This window comes from Bifidobacterium longum subsp. infantis ATCC 15697 = JCM 1222 = DSM 20088, from assembly GCF_000269965.1.
GTDB lineage: Bacteria > Actinomycetota > Actinomycetes > Actinomycetales > Bifidobacteriaceae > Bifidobacterium > Bifidobacterium infantis.
Genome location: NC_017219.1, coordinates 1289951 through 1309223, shown reverse-complemented (window position 1 = coordinate 1309223; position 19273 = coordinate 1289951). Strand labels below are relative to the sequence as shown.

The window sequence follows — 19273 nt, the reverse complement described above, 5'->3', positions numbered from 1 at the left end:
ATGGCTTTTCTTTCCGGCCGGCTTTACGGGACCGCCCAGAGCATGGACTTGATCCTTGAGACCAGCCAATCCCGTTACGATACGCTGAACCGTTATTATGACGGCGCTCAGCATCTCAAGCAGCTCGGGCTGGCGATTCCCCCGGAACTGAAAAGGTTCACGGTGATAGTGAACTGGCCGCGCGTCGTGGCGGACAGCCGCGTCGACCGTCTCGACATGAAAGGCTTTCGCGTAGGCGACGATGAGAGGCTGGCCGAGGCCGCATGGCAGTTGTGGCAGCGGTTCGGCATGGTCGAGGACCAGAGCTCCTATCTTGATTTCGAACTGTTCGGCCGCAGCTTCAAGGTCGTGTCCAAGGACGACGACGGGGGCGTGGAGATTCGCAGCGTCAGCCCGGAGGACATCATCACCCTGCGCAGCCCGGTGACCGGCGACGTGTATATCGCCTACCAGCGCATCCGCGACGAATACGACATGACCGTGCGCCGCATCGTATGGACGCGCAAACGCACCATTTACATGGACGCGGCGTGGCGAGTGGAGAATGAAGTCGCGAACGACATCGGCATCGTGCCGGTCGTTCCCGCTTTCCGAAACTGGCGCACCCGCGAACCGGCCTACATGCCGTGGCCACGCCTGCAGGGCGTCTCCTGCATCAGCGACGTCATCGACCTGACCGACTCGTGCGCACGTGACCTGACCAACGCCCAATTGGCGCAGGAGACACACGCGGTGCCCCAGCGCGGCGTGCTCGGTGCCACCAAGGGCGATTTCGTGGACGAGAACGGCACCCGGCTGCCCGCCTGGGAGGCGTATTTCGGCCGCGTGTGGGCGTTGCATAACGCGAACGCGAAAACATTCGAATTCTCCAGCGCCCAGATGACGAACTTCACAGCGATGGTGGACATGTACGCGCGCCTGTGTGCCGGTTCGTCCGGCCTGCCGCCGAACTACTTCGGCCTGGCCGCCGACGACGCGGCCAGCGCCGACGCGATACGTTCCCGCGAGGCGAAGCTCGTCAAAAGCATCGAACGCGACCAGCGCGCGCTCGGCGCGCAGGCCAAGGAGACCGCTCGCATCGCCATCGCGATGATGATGGGAGTGGAGACCGCAAAACGGTTCGACCAGTGCGAGGCTCTGTGGCATGACCCCGGCACCCCGACCGTCGCCCAGCGTGCCGACGCGGTGATGAAGCTCTACTCGGTGCAGGACCCCGCCGGCCGTCCGCTGCTGCCGCGCGAGATGGCGTGGGAGGAATTGGGTTGGAGCCCCGACAAGATCAAACGCGCCACGAGCCTGCTCCGCCGGGAGGAAGAGGAGTCGTTGGCCGCGTATCTGAAACCGGAGGTGCCCGATGCCGGAAACGATGGCGGGTCAGGTGATGCCACGTCAGGCGGTGACGCAGGCGCGGCATCTGCGAAGCCGCAGCAATAGGACCATTCGCGAGGTCGTCTCCCTGTGGCGACGCCATGCGAGACCCGATTTCGATGATGCGTTCTACCGCATGGGGCCGGCCCTGTTCCGGCTGCTGGACAATGCGCAGCTGGAGACCGCTCGGGAAACCTTGGAGGCGACCCCGGCGATCATGGAATCGTTCGACGGCTACCTGCAGCCGGCTGCCTACGTGGTCGAACCCGAACGATTCGTCGGAGTGAACGGCGACGGCATGGACACGAGGGACACCATGTGGGGTGCCGTCGTGCGCGGCAAGCAGCTCATCGAACGGGGGGCCTCGATTTCGGTCGCGTTGCATGGCATCGAATACATGCTCGTGATGCGTTCTCGCACCATGATCGCCGACACGCAGAGGGCCGTAGCCGCCGTGTCCGCGCGAAGCCGCAACCCCTATGCGGGCTACGTGCGCTGCCTAACCCCGCCGAGCTGCGGGAGATGCGTGGTGCTGGCGGGCAAACCGTCCGGCGGCGTCGCGTTCCAACGCCACCCGAACTGCGATTGCACCGCCTGCTATGCGGGCGACCTGCCGAAAGGCTGCTATGCGGACGCGAACAGCTACCTTGACTCGTTGTCCGACGAGGAGCTCGCCCACACGCTGGGCAGCAGGGCGAACGCGCGCGCATGGAAGGACGGCGCTGACGTGAGCCAGCTCGTCAACGCCTACCGGCACAAGGGCGACGTGCGAACCGCGCAGGTCTATGACCGCCGGATCAAATACACGATCGAGGGCACGACGAAGCGCGGCTGGGCGAACTGGGCGATGCGCAACGCCGGCTACGCGAGGGAAGCAAAACGCGGAGGCCGCTACACGCGATTGGACCGCCCCCGTCTCATGCCCGAAACCATCTACCAGATAGCCGGCGACGACCCCGACAAGGCGTATCGCATGCTCAAAAACTACGGCTGGATACTCCGATAACCAAGATTTCGCCCGCACGCCCATGGCTGCGGTCTTTTTTATAACCACCTACCAGCAACTGGAGGAACCATCATGGCAGAAGCAGCAACAACCGGCACCGCCCCCGCAGGGGATGCTAACGGCGAAAGCCAGTCCGCATCACAGCAGGCGTTGGACATGCTGTCCGGCGACACCTCAACGGGCACCGGTGAAAACACCGACAACGCACCCAAGGCCGACCCTACCGACACGGACCCGGAAGCAAGGCCAGACAGTGAAGCGGTACAATCCCCCGAAACCGACGATTCCGGCACCGAGCCGGAACCTGAAGACCTGGGGGACGCCGGCAAGCGAGCCATCGACCGCATGAAAACGGAACGCAATACCGCGATCCGCGCACAGAAAAAGGCCGAGGCCGCGTTGGCCGAACGCGACAAGACCATCGCCGAACAGGCGCAGACCATCAAACAGCTGAAGGTCGAGAAACTCGCGTCCGGCAAACTACGGGAACCCGCCCTGGCACTCAAGCTCCTCGCCGACCTCAACGGCAGCGAGGACGACAAGACCATCACCAAGGCGATTGACAAGCTCATCTCCGAGCACCCGTATCTCGCTCCCGACCATGAGACGGACAGCCAGCAGACCGACCCGGACGGGTTGGCGGAGCTGCTGCCCGGCGAAGCACTCAAACCAGCCGACCGCAATCAGGTGAACGCCGCCCAGTTCGGCGGAATCCTCAGCAAGCTGGGAATCAGCATCTAACCAATATCGAACCAAGGAGGTTCCCAAAATGGCAGGCATCGACCTGAATCGCACCAGCACGGGCGTCAAACTGACCCCGGAGCAGTCCGATGAAATCTGGCAGGACGCCACCAAGTCCAGCGTGGTCATGCAGCTCGCCCGCCGCGTCTCCCTTCCGGGCTCCGGCATCAGTTTTGACACCCTCGGCGAGGCCGCACCAGCGAAGTGGGTCGGCGAGACCGATGAGAAGCCGGTCATCAACCCGACCGTCGGCTCCCGAATCCTCAAGCCGTACAAGATGGCGCGAATCATCACCGTGTCCACCGAGTTCGCCCGCGACAAGGCGACACTGTGGAACGCGATCAAGGCGCAGGCAGCCGAATCCGTCGCCAAGACCGTCGACATGACGTTCCTCACCGGCGCCATCGCGGCACCCTCCACCGACGGCATGGACACGCTCGCCGACGCGCAGGCCGTCTCCCTCGGCAAGAGCGCCTACGCGGACTTTATGAAGGTGTACGAGAAGATCTCCGTCAATGGAGGCAACCTGAACGGCTGGGCCATGAGCCCGGAGGGCCAGGCCAAGATTCTCGGCGCCACCGACGCGAACGGCCGCCCGCTCATCACCCCCGACGTGTCCTCCACGACCATCGGCAACGTGCTCGGCGCTCCCGTCCACAAGTCCCCGTGGGGCCACAAGGCGGCAGTTTCCGGCGGCTCCGCCGCCCCGGAAATCCTCGGCGTGGCCGGCGACTGGAGTCAGGCCCTGTTCGGCGTTGTGGGCGGCATCACCATCAAGGCATCCGACATCGCCACCGTCAAGGTCGGCGAAGAGATGGTGTCCCTGTGGCAGCGCAACATGCTCGGCTTCCTGGCCGAGTTCGAGTGCGGCTTCATCGTGAAGAACAAGACCCGTTTCGTTAAAATCACCGCCTGACGGTAGGCCGCTCATGTCTACGACATTCGCAAAGGCGCTTTCCGGCGTCCAGGTGACCCTCGCGGCGGACGCCGGCGCTACGGCCATCGTGACCGCGCTCAAAGCCGCCGGCATCGCCAAGTAACCGAGTCAGGAGGGCCGCGATATGGTCACATCGGTGCAGGATGTCGCCGCCCAACTGGGGCGGCCTATCACCGACGAGCTTGAGGTCAAGCAGATCGAGGCATGGATAGCGGGCGCGGAAATCGTCATCCGCAAACGCTATCCGAACCTCGACCAGCTCATAGCCGACGTGCGTATCGACCAGAAAACCGTGGACTATGTGGAGGCCATCGCCGTTGCGCGCTATGCGCGCAACCCCGAGGGTGCCACATCCTCGAGTTCGATGATCGACGACTATCAGCAGTCGTTCGGCACGAGGAACGCGGTGGCGACCATCGGTCTGCTGGATGACGAGTGGGCGCTGCTCGCCCCCTCTGATTCTGGTTCGACAGGCGCGTTCACCATCACGCCAACCGGTTGGAGGGATGATGCCCGACCTGGCTCATGTTTTGGCGGCTGGTAGACGCCGGGCCGAAAGCCTCATGCTCGACCGGTGCCGTGTCGCCCACAAAGGCGGCACGGTCACCGATCCGGTGACCGGCGTTCCGGCTCCGACGGAAAACGTCGTGTATGAGGGCAAGTGCAAGGTGCAGACTTCGGGTGGTTTGGCCGCCGAGAACACGGAGGGCGGCATCGTCGAAGCGTTGGGTGCCGTCACCCCCGTATGGTCGATGTACGTGCATTTCCCCTATGGCACCACTGGGCTGCTGCCTGGTGACGTGTGCGAGATAACCGAAGCCAATGACCCGAATCTCAAGGGCAGGAGGCTCCGGTTGCTGAACATGCAGTCCGAGAAGTCGCATGCGACCGCATGCCGGTGGAACGTGAAGGAGGTGGGCAACAGCAATGAGTGACGTGACAATCGACGCTTCGGAGCTGACCGCTTTCGGCCGCAGGGTCGCCGCGGCCCACGCCATGGCTTCGGTCAAGGTTGCGCAGGCGGTGAAGAAGGGCGCGCAGAGCGTCAAGGAAGTCATCATCTCCGACCTGCAGACCTCATGGAACTACGCGATCAGCTGTATCGGCATCGGCTACGAGATGGGTAGCACCGGCACCACCGTGTACGCGGACGTGAGCCCGCGCGAAGGCGGGGCCAGCGACTTGGACAACATCGCGTTCTTCGGCACCGCGAAAGGCGGCGGAACCCATGACTTCTACGAAGCTGCGGAGACGGAGCTGCCCACGCTCGCCGAATACGTGGCCGATGCCGCCGACGACATGCTGATAGGAGCCATCGGATTATGAGCGTCATGGACTTGACCAATGCGGTGCTCGACCTGCTGCCCTCCATGCCGTCCGGCGTGAGGGTCTACCGGCAGGAGGAGCCGTTGGAGTCGGAGATGCCGCCGTGGATCATCGCGCGCGTCTCCACCGACCGTCATGTGGCGGCGGAGACGATGCGGTTCGCCGCACACTCCGCGCTCCTGGAGGTTCGCGCCGTCAGCACCACCGCCGACAGCGTGAACATCTGGTGTGACGACATGTTGATTCCCGCGCTGGCGAACCGCTCCCCCACCCGGCCGCCGGGCTACACGGTCGGCCAGCTCACCCTGTACGAGGATTCCGGCGCGTACGCGGCCGGCCTGACCGCCGATGACACCGCGCGCCGCTACCAGGTGCGCGTCTTGAGGTTCCGCTTTACGTGGAGCCGACCATAGTCAACCAATCATTCACCAAAAGTCTTCAAGGCCATCCCATACGGGGTGGCCTTTTGCTTTAAGGAGCACATTATGGCCATGAAACTGGGTACAGAGATTCCCGGCACTAGCGCCGAGGGCAACATCACCACCATCTGGGTGCCGACGATCAAGGACATCAAGGCGCCGACCATCGCCGAGCTCGAGGCCGGCACCGACATCTCGAACTACGTCATGCTCGGCGGCTGGATCTTCGAACCGTCACAGGACACCGTAAGCGACCAGCGCGAGAACTCGATCCAGGATTTCGGCGCTCCGGGCCGCAAGTCCGCCGGCGACATCAGCATCGAGGTCATCGACAACACGAACACGGAGCACAAGGACCAGAACGAGGCCGTCACCCTCATGGCCGAAGGCAATGCCGGCTATATCGTGCGCCGTCGCGGCATGGCCACCGACGCGCCGCTGGCCGCCGGTCAGAAGCTCACCGTCGTATCGGTGATCTGCGGTGAGAAGCAGGTCATCAACCCGGACGCGAACACCATGATCCGCAGCAAGATACCACTGTTCGCGAAGGCACCCGGCTGGGAGTCCGAGACGGCGGTGATCGCGGCCTCGGCAAGAGGCTGACGCCTCTGACGGTGACGGCAACGGCCCGTAATGGCGGGCAGACCGTCACCGTGAAAGAGGCCCTTGCAGCCGGCCTCCAGAGGCGCTACAAGATCACCGCCGCCAATGCGAAGCCCATGGTGGATTACGACACCGTGGTGGACACCGCGTCCGGCCAGATCGTCACCGTGGTTGACAACACCACGAGCGGCGCGAACGCACGCGCCAAGGGCGAGGCGACGCTGCCGGCACCGGCACCGCCTGCCGGCGGCTGACAAATCTTCCATGCGGGGATTCTTACCTTTCTGGCCCCGCACGAACATTCTCTCTTCTCATTCCCAGAAAGGCGATCTGAAACTTTTAGAAAGGGATAATCATGGCTCTGGAAGTGAAGCGCAAGCGCGTGGACGTCGATCTGATCTTGGATCAGGAGAAGGCCGAACAGGTCGCCGCATTGGGGGCCGGCCTGGAGCGCGCCATGGCGCAGCATGTGACCGAAGGCGGCAACGCCGCCGTCAAACGCATCGCCAAGCAGATCGACAAGCTGCGCGACGAGGTGAAGGACGACACCATCCGCATCACCTTGGAGGCGCTGCCTCTTTCCCAGTGGCGTCAGGTGCTCGAGGCGAACATCGTCACCGAGAACGGCCTGCCGAAGCAGCGCATCGAGGACATCTGCGCCGACGCCATCAAACTCATGGCCCGGAAGACCGTGCCGGAAACCCCGGTGGAGGAGCTGGCGAACGTCATGACCGAACTGTCCGACGGCCAGATTTCCCCGATCTGGTACGCGATCCGTGATCTGAATGCGAAGCTCATCGACCCAAAAGACGCACTCGAATCAGCCTCGCGGATAATCCGCAGACAGTAAGGGAACTGCGAATCTGCCAGAAGCTCGGCATCAGCTACAAACGCTGGCTCGGCTGGGAACCATCGTATCGGGTGGAAAGGGACGAGCATAGGCGCATCACCGGCTACACGCCGGAAACCGAATGGGATGAGACCGAACGCGAATGGATGCTCGCGCTCGACGACTACGAACACTCGTTGTGCCCGCAATGCGGCATGCCCATCTCGGTCTGCCACGACGAGCAGACACCCTTCCATTTCACCGCCGAGGCCGGAGTCTGCCAGATCTCGCTCATGCAGTCCCTCAAGCTCGACGAATGGAAGAAAGACCATGCGAACGAGAACGAGCTGAAGCGGTCCGCATTGACGGTGGGAATCAAACCAAGATGAATCTCAGGAGGCCGCTATGGCAGGCGGGTTGAACCGCAACATCACAGTCCGCCTGCTCGCGGACACGTCTAATTTCACGGCCGGCATGGCCAAAGTCAGTGGCGAGAGCCAGAAGGCCGCGACCACCATGGAAGCCGCCGGAGGCAAGACCAAGCTCATCACCACCGGAGTCGCCGCAGCAGGGGTGGCAGCCACCGCGTTGGGCGTAGCGGCCATCAAGATGGCGGCGGACTTCGACGCCAGCATGAGCACCGTGCAAGCCAACACCGGAGCCAGCGCCGATGAGATGGCCCAACTGCGTCAGGCCGCCATTGATGCCGGTGCCGACACCGTATACTCGGCCACCGAATCCGCCGACGCCATCAACGAACTCGGCAAGGCCGGTCTCAGCACGTCGGATATTCTCTCCGGCGGTCTGAGCGGCGCGTTGAACCTCGCAGCGTCTGACGGCATGGCCGTGGGCGACGCAGCCGAACTCATGGCCACCACCCTCAAGCAGTTCAACCTGACGGGTGCCGAATCTACTCAGGTGGCCGACGCGCTGGCAGCCGGTGCGGGCAAGGCCGTCGGTTCCGCGCACGACCTCGGTCTGGCGTTGAATCAGGCCGGCATGGTGTCCCACTCGTTCGGCATCAGCATGCAGGAGACCGCCGGCACGCTCGCCGCGTTCGCCGAAAGCGGCATGATCGGCTCGGACGCCGGCACCTCGCTGAAGACCATGCTCATCAGTCTCGCCAACCCGAGCACGAAGGCCTCGAACCTCATGCGGGAACTCGGCATCAACGCCTACGACGCACAAGGCAAATTCATCGGCCTAAGCGGCTTGGCGGGCGTGCTCAAGGACAAGTTGGGCGGACTGTCCCAGGAGCAGCGCAATCAGGCGTTGGCCACGATTTTCGGCACCGACGCCATTCGAGCCGCGAACGTGCTCTACGAGCAGGGCGCGGAAGGTATCGACGACTGGACCGACGCGGTAAGCGAATCCGGTTTCGCCGCCCAACAGGCCGCCGCCAGGAACAACAACCTCAAAGGCGACATCGAGAACCTCAGTGGTTCGTTTAAATCCCTCATGATTTCCCTCGGCGAAGGCGGCCAAGGGCCATTGCGCTCCCTCGTGCAGATGCTTGACACGCTGGTGGACGGTTTCAGCCTGCTGCCCGCACCGGTGCAGCAGGGCATCGTGCTTTTCACGGCTCTTGCCGGCGGCTCGGTCGCATTGCACAGGGCTATGGCACCGTTGAACGCGAGCAGCAGCCAGCTTGCGCAAACCATCGGATTGATCGCCGACCCAGGGCAAAGGCTTATAGGCCTCGGCTCCGGAATCGCGTCAGCGTTCCAGGCATGGGGTTCGACTTTCGGCAGTGCAGAATCTCAGCTAAGCACGTTTGGCGCCGCCGTCAGTCGTTCTCAAGGCGTTATGGCAGGTTTCAAAAACCTGGGAAGCGGCATAGTGTCGTTATTGGGTGGACCGTGGGGTATAGCCATCGGCGTCGCCGGCGCGGCCCTCCTCTCCTTCGCCGACAAGGCCGCAGAGGCCAAGCAGCGAGCCGACTCGCTAAAAACCGCGCTGGAAAGCACCGGCGACGCCAGCAAACAAATCATCGATAATCTATCAAATGCAAAAATCGATAACTCCTGGATCATTCCGGACAATATCGAACAGGCGTATTACGGATACAAGACCCTTGGCAGCTTACTCGATGATGTCGGAATCAAGATGTCCGACATGGCGTTGGCCGCACAGGGCAACTCGGCAGCAATGCGCCGAATCAACGGTGTCACCGATGAAATGATCGCGAAAGGCGGCAAGCAAAAAGAACTCGCGGGAATCATTCTCAGCCAGCTCAACGAGGAAAAGGATAACTATAACAAGGCATCCGATGCAGCCAAGTCAAAAGCCAACGCACTCGCTGAAGTAGAGAATGCTACCAACGGCGCTGCTGACGCCACTGGAGAATACTCAAACGCAACACAAGGCGCTACGACCAGCACTCAGGATTTGATGGACGCCATCGACGATCTCGTTAAAGGCTTCCTCAGCGTGCCCGGCGTGCAGCTGTCCGCGGATCAGGCCGTAACCAAGTTCAACCAGGGCATACTCGACCTCAACGAGAACATCGCGAAGAACGGTCGAGTGCTCGATGACAACGGTAATGCTTTGGCGGGATACGAGTCTCAGGCGTATGGCAGCCAGAGCGCGCTGCAGGGTCTCGCCTCGACCGCGCAGAGCACGGCGCAGAAGATCCTCGAGGAAGGCCAGGCCCACGGCGACGCTGCAGCAGCCACCCAGCAGGCGGGCGACATCCTCGAGCGCGCACGCCAGGCATACATCGCCAACGCCACGGCAGCCGGCATGAGCGCCGACGCGGCCGCAGCTCAGGCAGACCGTTACGGTTTGGCCCGCAGCGAGGCCGACAGGCTGCGTCAGAGCATCGAGTCCATGAACAGCGAGGCCGCTAACCCTGTTGACGTGAGGATTACGATCACGGACGAGGCCAGCGACGTGCTGGACAAGGTGAAGGTCAAGGCCGAGAAAATCGACGACAAGACCGTGCGATTGACCGGTGACGACACCGACCTGATGCAGAAGATCGCCGACGCCACCAACGCGAAGATCGACCCCAAGACCGGCTACCTGGACTTGGATAAGAGCCAGTTCGACGTCGCCATGGCAATCGCCGGCGGCGCAAAAATCGACGACAAGACCGGCGTCCTCAAGGGCAACAACACGCCCCTGTTCGACAAAATGGTCGAAGCGAACGGCTGGCAGGTAGATCCCAAGACCGGCTACATCTATGGCAAGAACGATCAGGCATTGCAGGCCATTCGCGATGTGAACAACGAACCCTTGGAAACCCCGAGGGAGGTCACGATAACCACGAACATCGTCCGCAACTTCATCGAGACCCACATGACAAAGAACGTGCCGGATACAAGCGTTGGCGTTCGCCCGGCAGGCAAGACCGGTGGCCTGTTCACCGGCTACGGGGTTTCGATGCGCGGCTACGCCGGTGGCGGCCGTGTCATCGAGGGGCTGCTGCCCGGCAAGGCCACCTACACGGGGGACGACAATATCACCCTGTCGAACGCGCGCGTCAAAAGCGGCGAATTCGTCAGCAACGTGAAATCGGTCGGCTATTACGGTGCCGATTTGTACGCGGCCATGAACCGTCGTCAGATTCCACGCGAGAGGTTCTACAAGCCCTCGCCGATGATGCTGAGCCAGCCGGTGACGAACAACCAGACCGTCAACCAGACGATAGCGCCCGTGTTCCAGCAGAAGATCGTGCGTCCGGCGGATGACATGTATACGGCGGCGTCGATCATGTACCGCAACGCCGCTCATCTCGTGGGAAGGCTCTCAAGATGAACGACCTGTGGACTTTGAGCCCGCGTTACGGGGAGCTGTGGGCCGGCGACGAGCTCGTCTGCCGGTTCAATCCCGCGGATTCGTCCGACCGGGGCCTGTACATCACCGCCAACGGCGTGGAGGGCTGGGATACGCTGCCGGACGCGAAGGTGGAGTTGCACGAACGCGGCCAGGGCGACGGCGCGCATGACGTGCCCGAAACGGATATCCTGTATTCGGCCCGCACCGTGACCGTGCACTACGAGGCGGTCGGCTACAGCCGTGCGGACCTACTCTCCCTGATGCGCCGCATCAACACCGCGGCGCACCGCTCCTGCAGGCTGCGCATGGTCGACGGCGACGAGGACACATACTGTGAGGGCTACGTGGCGCAGATGGGCCGCAACTCGCGGTGGAATCCCCTGTTGGAGAACGATCTGACATTGCATTTCGTGTGTCCTCGTCCTGAGCGTTTGTCGTGGGATGCGCGGCGTTTTCAGTTGGTTCCGGCGTGGGATGCGGGGTTGGGCCTGTCGTATGGGAGTGGGGACGCGGGGCTCGCGTATCCGCTGTCGTATGGGCGTTCGGCCGTGGATGCGCGGAACGTGTGCACGCTCGTCAACAACGGTTCCAGCCGAGCCTACCCGGTGTTCACGGTACAAGGTCCGTGGCCGGACGGCGTGCAATTGACCTTCCCGGGCCGTGACATGAGCCTGGACTATTCGCAGGCGGTCGGCAGCGTGCCGCTCGTGCTGGACTCACGGAGTCGCGCGGCGAGCATAGGCGGCCTGGACGTGAGCCGCAACCTGCGCCAGCGCGGCTTCCCCACCGTGCCGCCGGGCGGCTCGGTGGCCGTGAACCTGCAATCCGTCGGCGACGGGTACGTGACCGTCGAATGCCGTGACACCTACATGTGATCAAGGAGGGATTATGACTACAGCTTTGGGAGTGGCCCCCGATTCGACCGGCAGGGGAATGGACCCGCCGACCCACCGCCGGATCATCAAGGCGCACTGGGAGAACGTCGGCATCGTGTGCGGATTGGACGTGACGGGTCGCTCCGACCTGCGCTACAACGTGGCCGCGGGCGTGGCCGTCTGCTCACGCGGCAATGCGGACGGGTACACGGAAGCGTATTGGAACGGCGGGCAGACCGTCGCCGTCTCGGCCGGCGATCCGTCGAACCCTCGCATAGACACCATATGGCTCAAGGCGAACGACATCTCTCAGGGCGACGAGGACAACCAGGTGGCCGTGGGCGTCACACAGGGCACGCCAAGCGCGAATCCGGTAGCCCCGTCCGTCCCGTCCGGCTGCACGAGGCTGATGAGCATGCGCATGCCGGCAGCCGCCTCGTCCACCCAATCGGCAACGATGGTCGACACGCAGGACTACGCGATCCCCTACGGCGCGAACCTCGGCATCCTCGCCAGGATCGCGGAGAACAAGGATCTGCAGGCGTCATCCAATCCCGCGTACACGGCGCCGTTCCTGATCGACACGTTCAAGATGCCGACCGACCGCAATCTGCTCCTGACCATGTACGCGTGCGTCTCCGCGCCGAGCAAAAACGGCGCGAAGGGCGTGGCCGCGGTGCGGTTCGTCGTCGACGGGAATCTGTACACCACGAGGAAAATCGAATACACGGATTCGTGGGTGACGCATGAATGCACGTGCTCCCTCCAGCTTGCGAAGGGCCCGCACACCATCGGCGTCGCCATGTTCAACGAACAGGGCCCGGGCTATGTGACGCATTACGGCGTGAAGGACAATGGCGACACGTATGTGGGCCGCGTGCTCGTCGTCAAGGACGAGGGGGTGGCGAGATGAGCTGGCGCGCCTGCCTGTGCGACACGATGACCGGGCTGCTCGGCCAGCAGATCGACATCCCCGGCTTCACATGGTCGATGACCGTCAGCAACTCCAGTTTTTCCACGACGAGGGACAAGGGCGTGGGCGCGGACGAGGTGTCCGGGCTCCAGTTGCCCTGGTCGCAGATACCGGGATCCACGCCGACCGCGCGGGCGGATGCGCTGATGTGCGGCAAACGCGGCCTCGTGCTCTTCTGGCACGGCGTCCTGGACGGCGACGCCTCGTTGGGCACGCCGATCATCGGTGGGGTGTTCGGCGTCAGGTCGAGCAGTCAGCAGGATGTGAGCATCCCGCTGGACAGCATCCCGACCGTGCTGGGCGACAGGATTCTCGCGCACGAGGACGGGTTCGGCACCAACGCGGCGCACACGGCCCCCGGCGGGTATGCATGGCAGGGACTGTCCCTGCGCGCGATCGCCTGCGAGGTGATTCGTCAATGCACCAGCGCCAAGCCCGGCGGCACGCTCCCCATCGACCTGCCATGGCTCGGCGAGCAAGGCGGCCACCAGCGTACGGACTACCAGGACTGGGACGTACAGAACCAGTCCTGCAAGCAGATACTCACGAAGCTCACGAACGTGACCAGCGGGCCAGACATGCAGTTCAGGCCGTATCTTTCGGATTCGCAGCACGTGCGATACCGGTTCGAGGCCGGGAGTGACGGCGACGTGTATCTCGGCCAGAAGACCGTGCACTCATTGGACTACCATCCATTGGGCGGCACCCTAGAAGATCTGAAGGTGGACCGCATGGCACCGGCACAGCGGTTCTACGCGACCGGCGCCGGGAGCGATAAGGCCACGATCTGCTGTCTGGCCGAGGACCTGACCCTGTGCCGGCGGTCCGACCCGTGGCCGTTGCGCGAAGGCGTGTACAGCGATCCCGACGCGAAGAGCTGGGACGTCCTGAAATCGCACGCGCAGGCCAAGCTCGCCGCGAATTCCAAACCTCTCATGCAACTATCCGGCACGATCGACGCGAACGACGTGGACGCTTCCGGCATGCCCCTGCACGCACCCGGCACATTCTGGCCCGGCGAGATCTTCGAGGTCTCCATAACCGGGTTTCCCGACCTGCCCGACGGGATCTACCGTCAGCGGCTCATGAAGATGAGCGGCGACCAGACCGGCAAGGTCACGCTCCTGTTCGACATCTGCGAAGACCCCTGCACCTGACGCAGGGATCCCATGTTCTTTTTTGGAGGTTATCTCATGGCATTACATGGCGAGATCAACCCGTCCGACCTCGATCTGCTGCTCGGCACGGGCCTCAACGCGTTGGAGGTCGCGACCGGTCTGCTCACCCGCAGAAGCGGCGGCGTGTGGATCGACACCGGCGACGGCAGTGGCATCCTCGCCGGCGGGAACGCCTCGGACGGCGTCAACCGCGTGGACAAGAACGGCGTCCAACTGCCGTTGGTGGACACGAGCGGCATCGACAAGGCCGCCAAGGACGCGCAGCAGAAGGCGATCGCCGCGGCTGCGAAGGCGGACGAGGCGATCGCCAAGGGCGAGCAGATCCGCCGGGACGCGCAGGCGGGTATCGATGATGTGCGCAAGCAGGCGCAGGATTCCGCCGCCAAAGCTGATGGTGTGCGCTCCGATCTGGAGTCGCAGACGACGGCGCTCAAATCCAGTATTTCCGCCGTTGACGCGAAGGCGAATCAAGTCAAGGCCGCCGCGGACAAAATCTCGCAGAGGGTGGATGCGGACAAGGCCGCATTGGACAAGAGCATCGCCGATGTGGATGCGAAGGCTCAGGCAGCGAGCGACAAGGGCGATAAGCTGGCCGGGCAGATCGGTGACGTGACCACGACCGTCAACGGGCACACGACGAAGCTGGATGCATTGTCCACTCGTATCGAGGGCGTCGCTTCGGATGGTCAGGCCACGACTAAGAGTCTGACCTCTTTGCGGCAGACCGTGACCGGCCTCAGCTCGACGGTATCGCAGAGCACGAAGACCGCGTCGGATGCGATGAGCAAGGCGACGCAGGTCGAGCAGACCGCGAACGGTATCAGCGCGAATTTGAGCAAGAATTACACGTCCACCGCCGAGTCCAATAAAAAGTATGCCGCCAAGACGGAGCTTAAGACCACGGCCGAAGGCTTGCAGGCGAACATCACGAAGTCGCTGCAGACCGCGGATGGTGCCGTGACTGCGGCTTCCAAGGCGCAGGCCACTGCGGACGGCATCAACGCGACTCTGAGCAAGGATTATCAGACCGCCAAGGATTCGGACGCCAAGTACAGCACGAAGGCGGAGCTTAAGGCCACGAGCAATGAATTATCCTCGTCCCTATCCTCGGTGAGGCAGATGGCGGATGGCGCTGTCACGGCCGCGTCGAAGGCGCAGCAGACCGCCGACGGTATTTCCGCGAACCTGAGCAAGAACTATGCCACGAAGTCTGATAACGATGCCACGTATGCGACGCAGACGAGCCTGAAGGCCACGTCGGATTCGCTGGCCGCGAGCATCAATTCCAACGCGAAAACCGCCCAGGGTGCCGTCGATAAGGCGACGAATCTCGAAGCGAACCTGAACGGGTTTAAGACCACTGTAGCTGATACATATCAGTCCAAAGGTATTGGTGACGAGATTGTCGAAAATGGAATTCCGAATCCTGATCGACCAAATAAATTCTGTCTCGAAATAGTCGATGGAGTATTTCAGCGTACTTTCCCGGGTAAAGAGAACCATGTCGATTATGGCCCATCCGAAATCCTTCACCAGATCGGACCTCATAGGACTATAAGGTATGCCATTGATGTCCGATTGGTATCCGGAAAAGACACGGTTGCCGAAGGTGATAGTATCAACGCCATCGGAACAGATGTTGGTTGGTTCGCGATCAACGTTAAGTTAAAAGATCTTGTTGATGGTGAATGGCATTCCTATGAGGCATATCAGGATCTCGGTAATGCTGTAGTTACTCGTGTATACATGTCTTCATATGTTGGTTCTGAAGGAGCTAAGGTTCTCCAGTTCCGTCATGTGAGTGTCAAGGACGTTACATCTGAGCATAAAACATATTCCACTAAATCCGAATTGACCCAGACGGCGAACTCCATTAAAGCCGAAGTAACCGAAGTCTCTCAGACCGCCACTGGCGCGATGAGCAAGGTCACGACGCTGGAGCAGACGGCGAATGGCTTGAGCGCGAAGGTCGGCGAGACGGCGAGGACCTTGGATGCCACCGTGCAGACGGTGAATCAGGTCAAGAGCACCGCCGACAGCAATAAGGCCACGATCTCGCAGGTCAGTACCACCGCCAATGATGCGCTGTCCCGCACACCGAGCTTGGAACAGAACCTCAGCGGATTCAAAACCGAAGTTAGCAGCACGTACGCGACGAAGTCTGATCTGGATAATCGACCCTCGGGGTCGAATCTCTGGTGCAATCAGCTTTTCGACCCTGACAAGCCGCAGATCACGTCGCTGGTGGATAATGTCACCGCGCCGAACGGCAGCCGGGTCAACCTGCTCGCAGCACGCGACAATTTTAATCCTGACACCAGTTTCCCCGTCATACCGGGGCGCACGTATGTCATCACCGCTTACTGCAAGCAGATCAAAGGCGGTTTGCCGCTACATGCTGGTATCTGGTACACGCATCTGACCAGCGGACCCGCATATGAGGGGTTTGTCAAAGCGGAATCGACGACACCATTGGGCGATGGGTGGATGGCCGCCACATGGCGTTTCGCCTGTCCGGCCGGGAAATCCCGCGGCTGCGTGTACTTCCAGATCGACAACTGGCCGTGGGATAGCGGTTCGACGCAGTGGTATGTGGCGAACGTCACCTGCACGGACGTGACCGGATTGCAGCCAGCAGGAGATTACGCCACGAATTCCTCACTGATGCAGACGGCGAACCAGATCCGCGGCGAAGTGTCGGAGAGATACCAGTCCAAGAACGGCATGTCCTCCTATGCCACCACCAGCGCCCTGACGCAGAAGGCCGACGAAATCACAGGCAAGGTGACGGAGGTCGCCAAGACCGCCCAGGGAAACACGACCACCATCAGCCAGGTGTCCCAGAAGGTTGACAGGATCAACACGACCCTGTCGCAGCAGATCGGCGGCAAGGCCGACACGAGCAGGGTCAGCAGTCTGGAACAGAACCTCGATGGTTTCAAATCCACTGTCGCGGCGACCTACCAGACCAAGGGGGACTATCCGAGCAAAGCCGAGGTGCAGTCCAGGATCGACCAGTCGGCCTCCTCGATCAAATCGACGGTCGGCCAGACCTACACGACCCTCGATGCGACCGAGGCGTTGAGGAAGAGCGCGACCCGCACATTCACGCTTGGTGGCGCGTCGGGCAAGGCGAAATGGGTCAAGCTCGGCTATCTCACCAGCAACGGCGACTCGTCGAGCGTCCTTCTGCACGTCTACTCCGGCGACGGCTTCAACGGCGCTGCCCGCCAGAACGCGGAGTTCGAGATCTTCGTCAAGGATGGCTGGCAAGAACATCCGTCCGCATCGCACGCGTTCGGCGTGAGCGTGAACCGCATCCGCAACGCGGATGACGTGAAGGTCAAGGTGCTCGCGTTCGACGATCGGAGTTGCGACATCTGGGCGTACCTGCCGTGGGCCTGGTGGAGCGGGCACTACGCGCTCCAGGGCGACTACCGGTCATGGAACGACGGCCCAAACTGCAGCGGCGAGAGGATACTGGACTCGGAACCCACGAACGGCGTCGCGCAGAACCTCGCGTACGACACGCTCAGCACGCGCAGCTACGTCGACCAGACCAGCAAGTCGGTGGCCTTGGGCGTGATGCAGAATTACCGTGGCGCGGACGGGTCGGGACTGGCCACCAAATCGGACATCACCGCCACCGCGAACAGCATCACAAGCACGGTGTCGTCGACGTACGCGACGAAATCCGGCGTCACGCAGGAGATCAGTTCGAAGATCACGCAGAACAACGCGAGTCTGGATGTCAGGTTCGCGACGAAGGCCGAAAACCAGACGGCGCGGGATTTGGCCAACACGGCCAAATCGGACGCGTCCGATGCACGGTCGCGCGTGGGGGCCTTGGAGGACTGCATCAGCCTCACATCCGACGGCGTACAGGTGGGCAAGCGGTCGAACGGCGTGTTCACAGGACCGTCCGCACTGGTCGGCACCGACGGCGCCTTCCACGTGAAGACCCACGCCGCGGACGGCGCCGTCGAGGATGTGGTCAAGCTCGGCCACGACCTCCTGGCCATCAAATCGAAGCTCAAGCTGAGCGATGGAAGCCACCTCGACCGGCTGACGGCGGGACCATACGGAGACAACCATTTCGCGCTCCGCATGAACACGGCGGGGGCCGTCTTCAACAACCACGAATCGGTCCAGATATGGCAGACCGGCTGGCAGACCATCACGACAGGCAATGGATGCGAGGGTTACGCGTCGTACGGGTACCGGGGAGGCTGCCTGCGCTTCCGAGGCAGAGTCAAGACCACGGTCAATGGCGACAACAGCCTCTTCGCCGACCCCGACCTGCTCGACCTGGCTACGACACCCGTAAACCGGAACTTCCTCCTGCCCGCCTACCGGAACGGCAAGCTCGAATGGACGAACACGTACGTACCGGCCAACACAAAACAGGTGAAGATCTACGGCGTCTGGGACTGGGTGTCACTCGACCAGCTGAGCATCGCCCAATGAATCCAAAAGAACAAACAGAAAGGAGGCCATCATGGCCAATGACAACGAAACAACTGCGGAGACCGGCGTGCTCGATCTGCGCCCACCCAAAGGCAGCATCGTATACCAGCTGCTCCGTCTCGGGCTCACGTTCGACCACGGCGGCGCGGACGGGGAGGTATGGTGCGACTACACGCGCGGCGTGACGGCCGTGCTCAAGGACCGTCAGGCGGGAGAGGCGACCATCTCTGACATGGACACCAAGTGCTCCGCCACGGTCACTGCCACGAAGCTCGCCGCCATCACCAAGATCAAGACATGGCGTTCCGACGAGGCGGGCGAGTGATGCCTCCGGAGTTCTGGACGGCGGCGATCACCGCTCTCGTCGGCAGCGGTGGAGTGGGCGCCATCATCGGCGCCGTCTCCTCGCGTCGCAAGGACACGGCGCAGATCGCCGCGCAGGCGTGCGACATCCTGACCGATTCGGTCATCAAGCCATTGCGTGAGCAGGTGGACGACCAGGAGGAGCAGATCGAGCATCTGGAGAGACAGCAGCGCAAGTACTTCGCGCTCACGGCGTACACCCGTTCGCTTTTCCACTGGCTGCAGGAGTTCTGTGAGATCACCGACCCCGCGTTCATGGCGCGCCATCCGAAACCGGGCCTGCCGGACGAGCTGCGCGCCGACATCGCGCCCGAGACCGTCGCGGCGCGGGATGCCGGCTGATGCGGCGGCTTGCCGCCCACCTCGCATCACATCGCCGCATGCGATTTTCAACCATAGGCCACCCAT

At 62.4% G+C, this 19273-nt stretch carries 19 protein-coding genes; all 19 read left to right on the top strand.

Features of this window, described 5'->3' with window-relative positions; genetic code table 11:
- The 19 genes from BLIJ_RS05655 to BLIJ_RS05565 all read left to right on the top strand — a co-directional run bounded on the left by BLIJ_RS05655 (nucleotide 1) and on the right by BLIJ_RS05565 (nucleotide 19207).
- Nucleotides 1–1434, top strand: coding sequence for a phage portal protein (locus BLIJ_RS05655; RefSeq protein ID WP_012577467.1), 1434 nt, complete (start codon nucleotides 1–3; stop codon nucleotides 1432–1434).
- Nucleotides 1355–2374: a hypothetical protein gene (locus tag BLIJ_RS05650; RefSeq protein ID WP_231837869.1), complete on the top strand. Its 1020-nt coding sequence runs from the start codon at nucleotides 1355–1357 to the stop codon at nucleotides 2372–2374. The genes BLIJ_RS05655 and BLIJ_RS05650 overlap by 80 nt, the downstream gene beginning before the upstream one ends.
- A gap of 72 nt (nucleotides 2375–2446) precedes the next feature.
- Nucleotides 2447–3115, top strand: coding sequence for a hypothetical protein (locus BLIJ_RS05645; RefSeq protein ID WP_012577465.1), 669 nt, complete (start codon nucleotides 2447–2449; stop codon nucleotides 3113–3115).
- Nucleotides 3116–3143: 28 nt separating this feature from the next.
- Entirely contained in the window at nucleotides 3144–4031 is an 888-nt protein-coding gene (locus BLIJ_RS05640; protein WP_012577464.1) for a phage major capsid protein, read from the top strand.
- 145 nt (nucleotides 4032–4176) lie between these two features.
- Nucleotides 4177–4596 carry a Gp19/Gp15/Gp42 family protein gene (locus tag BLIJ_RS05635; RefSeq protein ID WP_012577463.1) on the top strand — a complete coding sequence of 140 codons (420 nt, stop codon included), beginning with the start codon at nucleotides 4177–4179 and terminating at the stop codon, nucleotides 4594–4596.
- Nucleotides 4562–4987 (top strand): DUF6093 family protein, encoded by a 426-nt coding sequence (locus tag BLIJ_RS05630; protein ID WP_220709996.1) that lies wholly within the window; start codon nucleotides 4562–4564, stop codon nucleotides 4985–4987. The genes BLIJ_RS05635 and BLIJ_RS05630 overlap by 35 nt, the downstream gene beginning before the upstream one ends.
- Before the next feature lies 1 nt (nucleotide 4988).
- Nucleotides 4989–5378 (top strand): hypothetical protein, encoded by a 390-nt coding sequence (locus BLIJ_RS05625; protein ID WP_012577461.1) that lies wholly within the window; start codon nucleotides 4989–4991, stop codon nucleotides 5376–5378.
- A complete protein-coding gene (locus BLIJ_RS05620) occupies nucleotides 5375–5791 on the top strand; it encodes a hypothetical protein (protein ID WP_014484803.1) in 417 nt (138 codons plus the stop codon). The genes BLIJ_RS05625 and BLIJ_RS05620 overlap by 4 nt, the downstream gene beginning before the upstream one ends.
- Before the next feature lie 72 nt (nucleotides 5792–5863).
- The gene (locus BLIJ_RS05615) at nucleotides 5864–6400 is read left to right on the top strand and encodes a phage tail tube protein (RefSeq protein ID WP_012577459.1); all 537 of its coding nucleotides are present in this window, start codon (nucleotides 5864–5866) and stop codon (nucleotides 6398–6400) included.
- Nucleotides 6401–6411: 11 nt separating this feature from the next.
- Nucleotides 6412–6654, top strand: coding sequence for a hypothetical protein (locus tag BLIJ_RS05610; RefSeq protein WP_012577458.1), 243 nt, complete (start codon nucleotides 6412–6414; stop codon nucleotides 6652–6654).
- Between the two features lie 101 nt (nucleotides 6655–6755).
- Nucleotides 6756–7250 carry a hypothetical protein gene (locus tag BLIJ_RS05605; RefSeq protein ID WP_012577457.1) on the top strand — a complete coding sequence of 165 codons (495 nt, stop codon included), beginning with the start codon at nucleotides 6756–6758 and terminating at the stop codon, nucleotides 7248–7250.
- A gap of 71 nt (nucleotides 7251–7321) precedes the next feature.
- On the top strand, nucleotides 7322–7618 hold the full coding sequence (locus tag BLIJ_RS05600) for a hypothetical protein (RefSeq protein WP_012577456.1): 297 nt from the start codon (nucleotides 7322–7324) through the stop codon (nucleotides 7616–7618).
- A gap of 16 nt (nucleotides 7619–7634) precedes the next feature.
- Nucleotides 7635–10988 carry a phage tail tape measure protein gene (locus tag BLIJ_RS05595; RefSeq protein WP_012577455.1) on the top strand — a complete coding sequence of 1118 codons (3354 nt, stop codon included), beginning with the start codon at nucleotides 7635–7637 and terminating at the stop codon, nucleotides 10986–10988.
- Nucleotides 10985–11884: a hypothetical protein gene (locus tag BLIJ_RS05590; RefSeq protein WP_012577454.1), complete on the top strand. Its 900-nt coding sequence runs from the start codon at nucleotides 10985–10987 to the stop codon at nucleotides 11882–11884. The genes BLIJ_RS05595 and BLIJ_RS05590 overlap by 4 nt, the downstream gene beginning before the upstream one ends.
- A 13-nt stretch (nucleotides 11885–11897) precedes the next feature.
- Nucleotides 11898–12797, top strand: coding sequence for a hypothetical protein (locus BLIJ_RS05585; RefSeq protein ID WP_012577453.1), 900 nt, complete (start codon nucleotides 11898–11900; stop codon nucleotides 12795–12797).
- The gene (locus tag BLIJ_RS05580; protein WP_012577452.1) at nucleotides 12794–14014 is read left to right on the top strand and encodes a hypothetical protein; all 1221 of its coding nucleotides are present in this window, start codon (nucleotides 12794–12796) and stop codon (nucleotides 14012–14014) included. The genes BLIJ_RS05585 and BLIJ_RS05580 overlap by 4 nt, the downstream gene beginning before the upstream one ends.
- A gap of 36 nt (nucleotides 14015–14050) precedes the next feature.
- Nucleotides 14051–18502 (top strand): hypothetical protein, encoded by a 4452-nt coding sequence (locus BLIJ_RS05575; RefSeq protein ID WP_231837868.1) that lies wholly within the window; start codon nucleotides 14051–14053, stop codon nucleotides 18500–18502.
- A gap of 31 nt (nucleotides 18503–18533) precedes the next feature.
- Nucleotides 18534–18827, top strand: coding sequence for a hypothetical protein (locus tag BLIJ_RS05570; protein WP_012577450.1), 294 nt, complete (start codon nucleotides 18534–18536; stop codon nucleotides 18825–18827).
- Nucleotides 18827–19207: a hypothetical protein gene (locus BLIJ_RS05565; protein ID WP_012577449.1), complete on the top strand. Its 381-nt coding sequence runs from the start codon at nucleotides 18827–18829 to the stop codon at nucleotides 19205–19207. Before BLIJ_RS05570 ends, BLIJ_RS05565 begins: the two co-directional genes overlap by 1 nt.
- Nucleotides 19208–19273 lie beyond the last annotated feature (66 nt).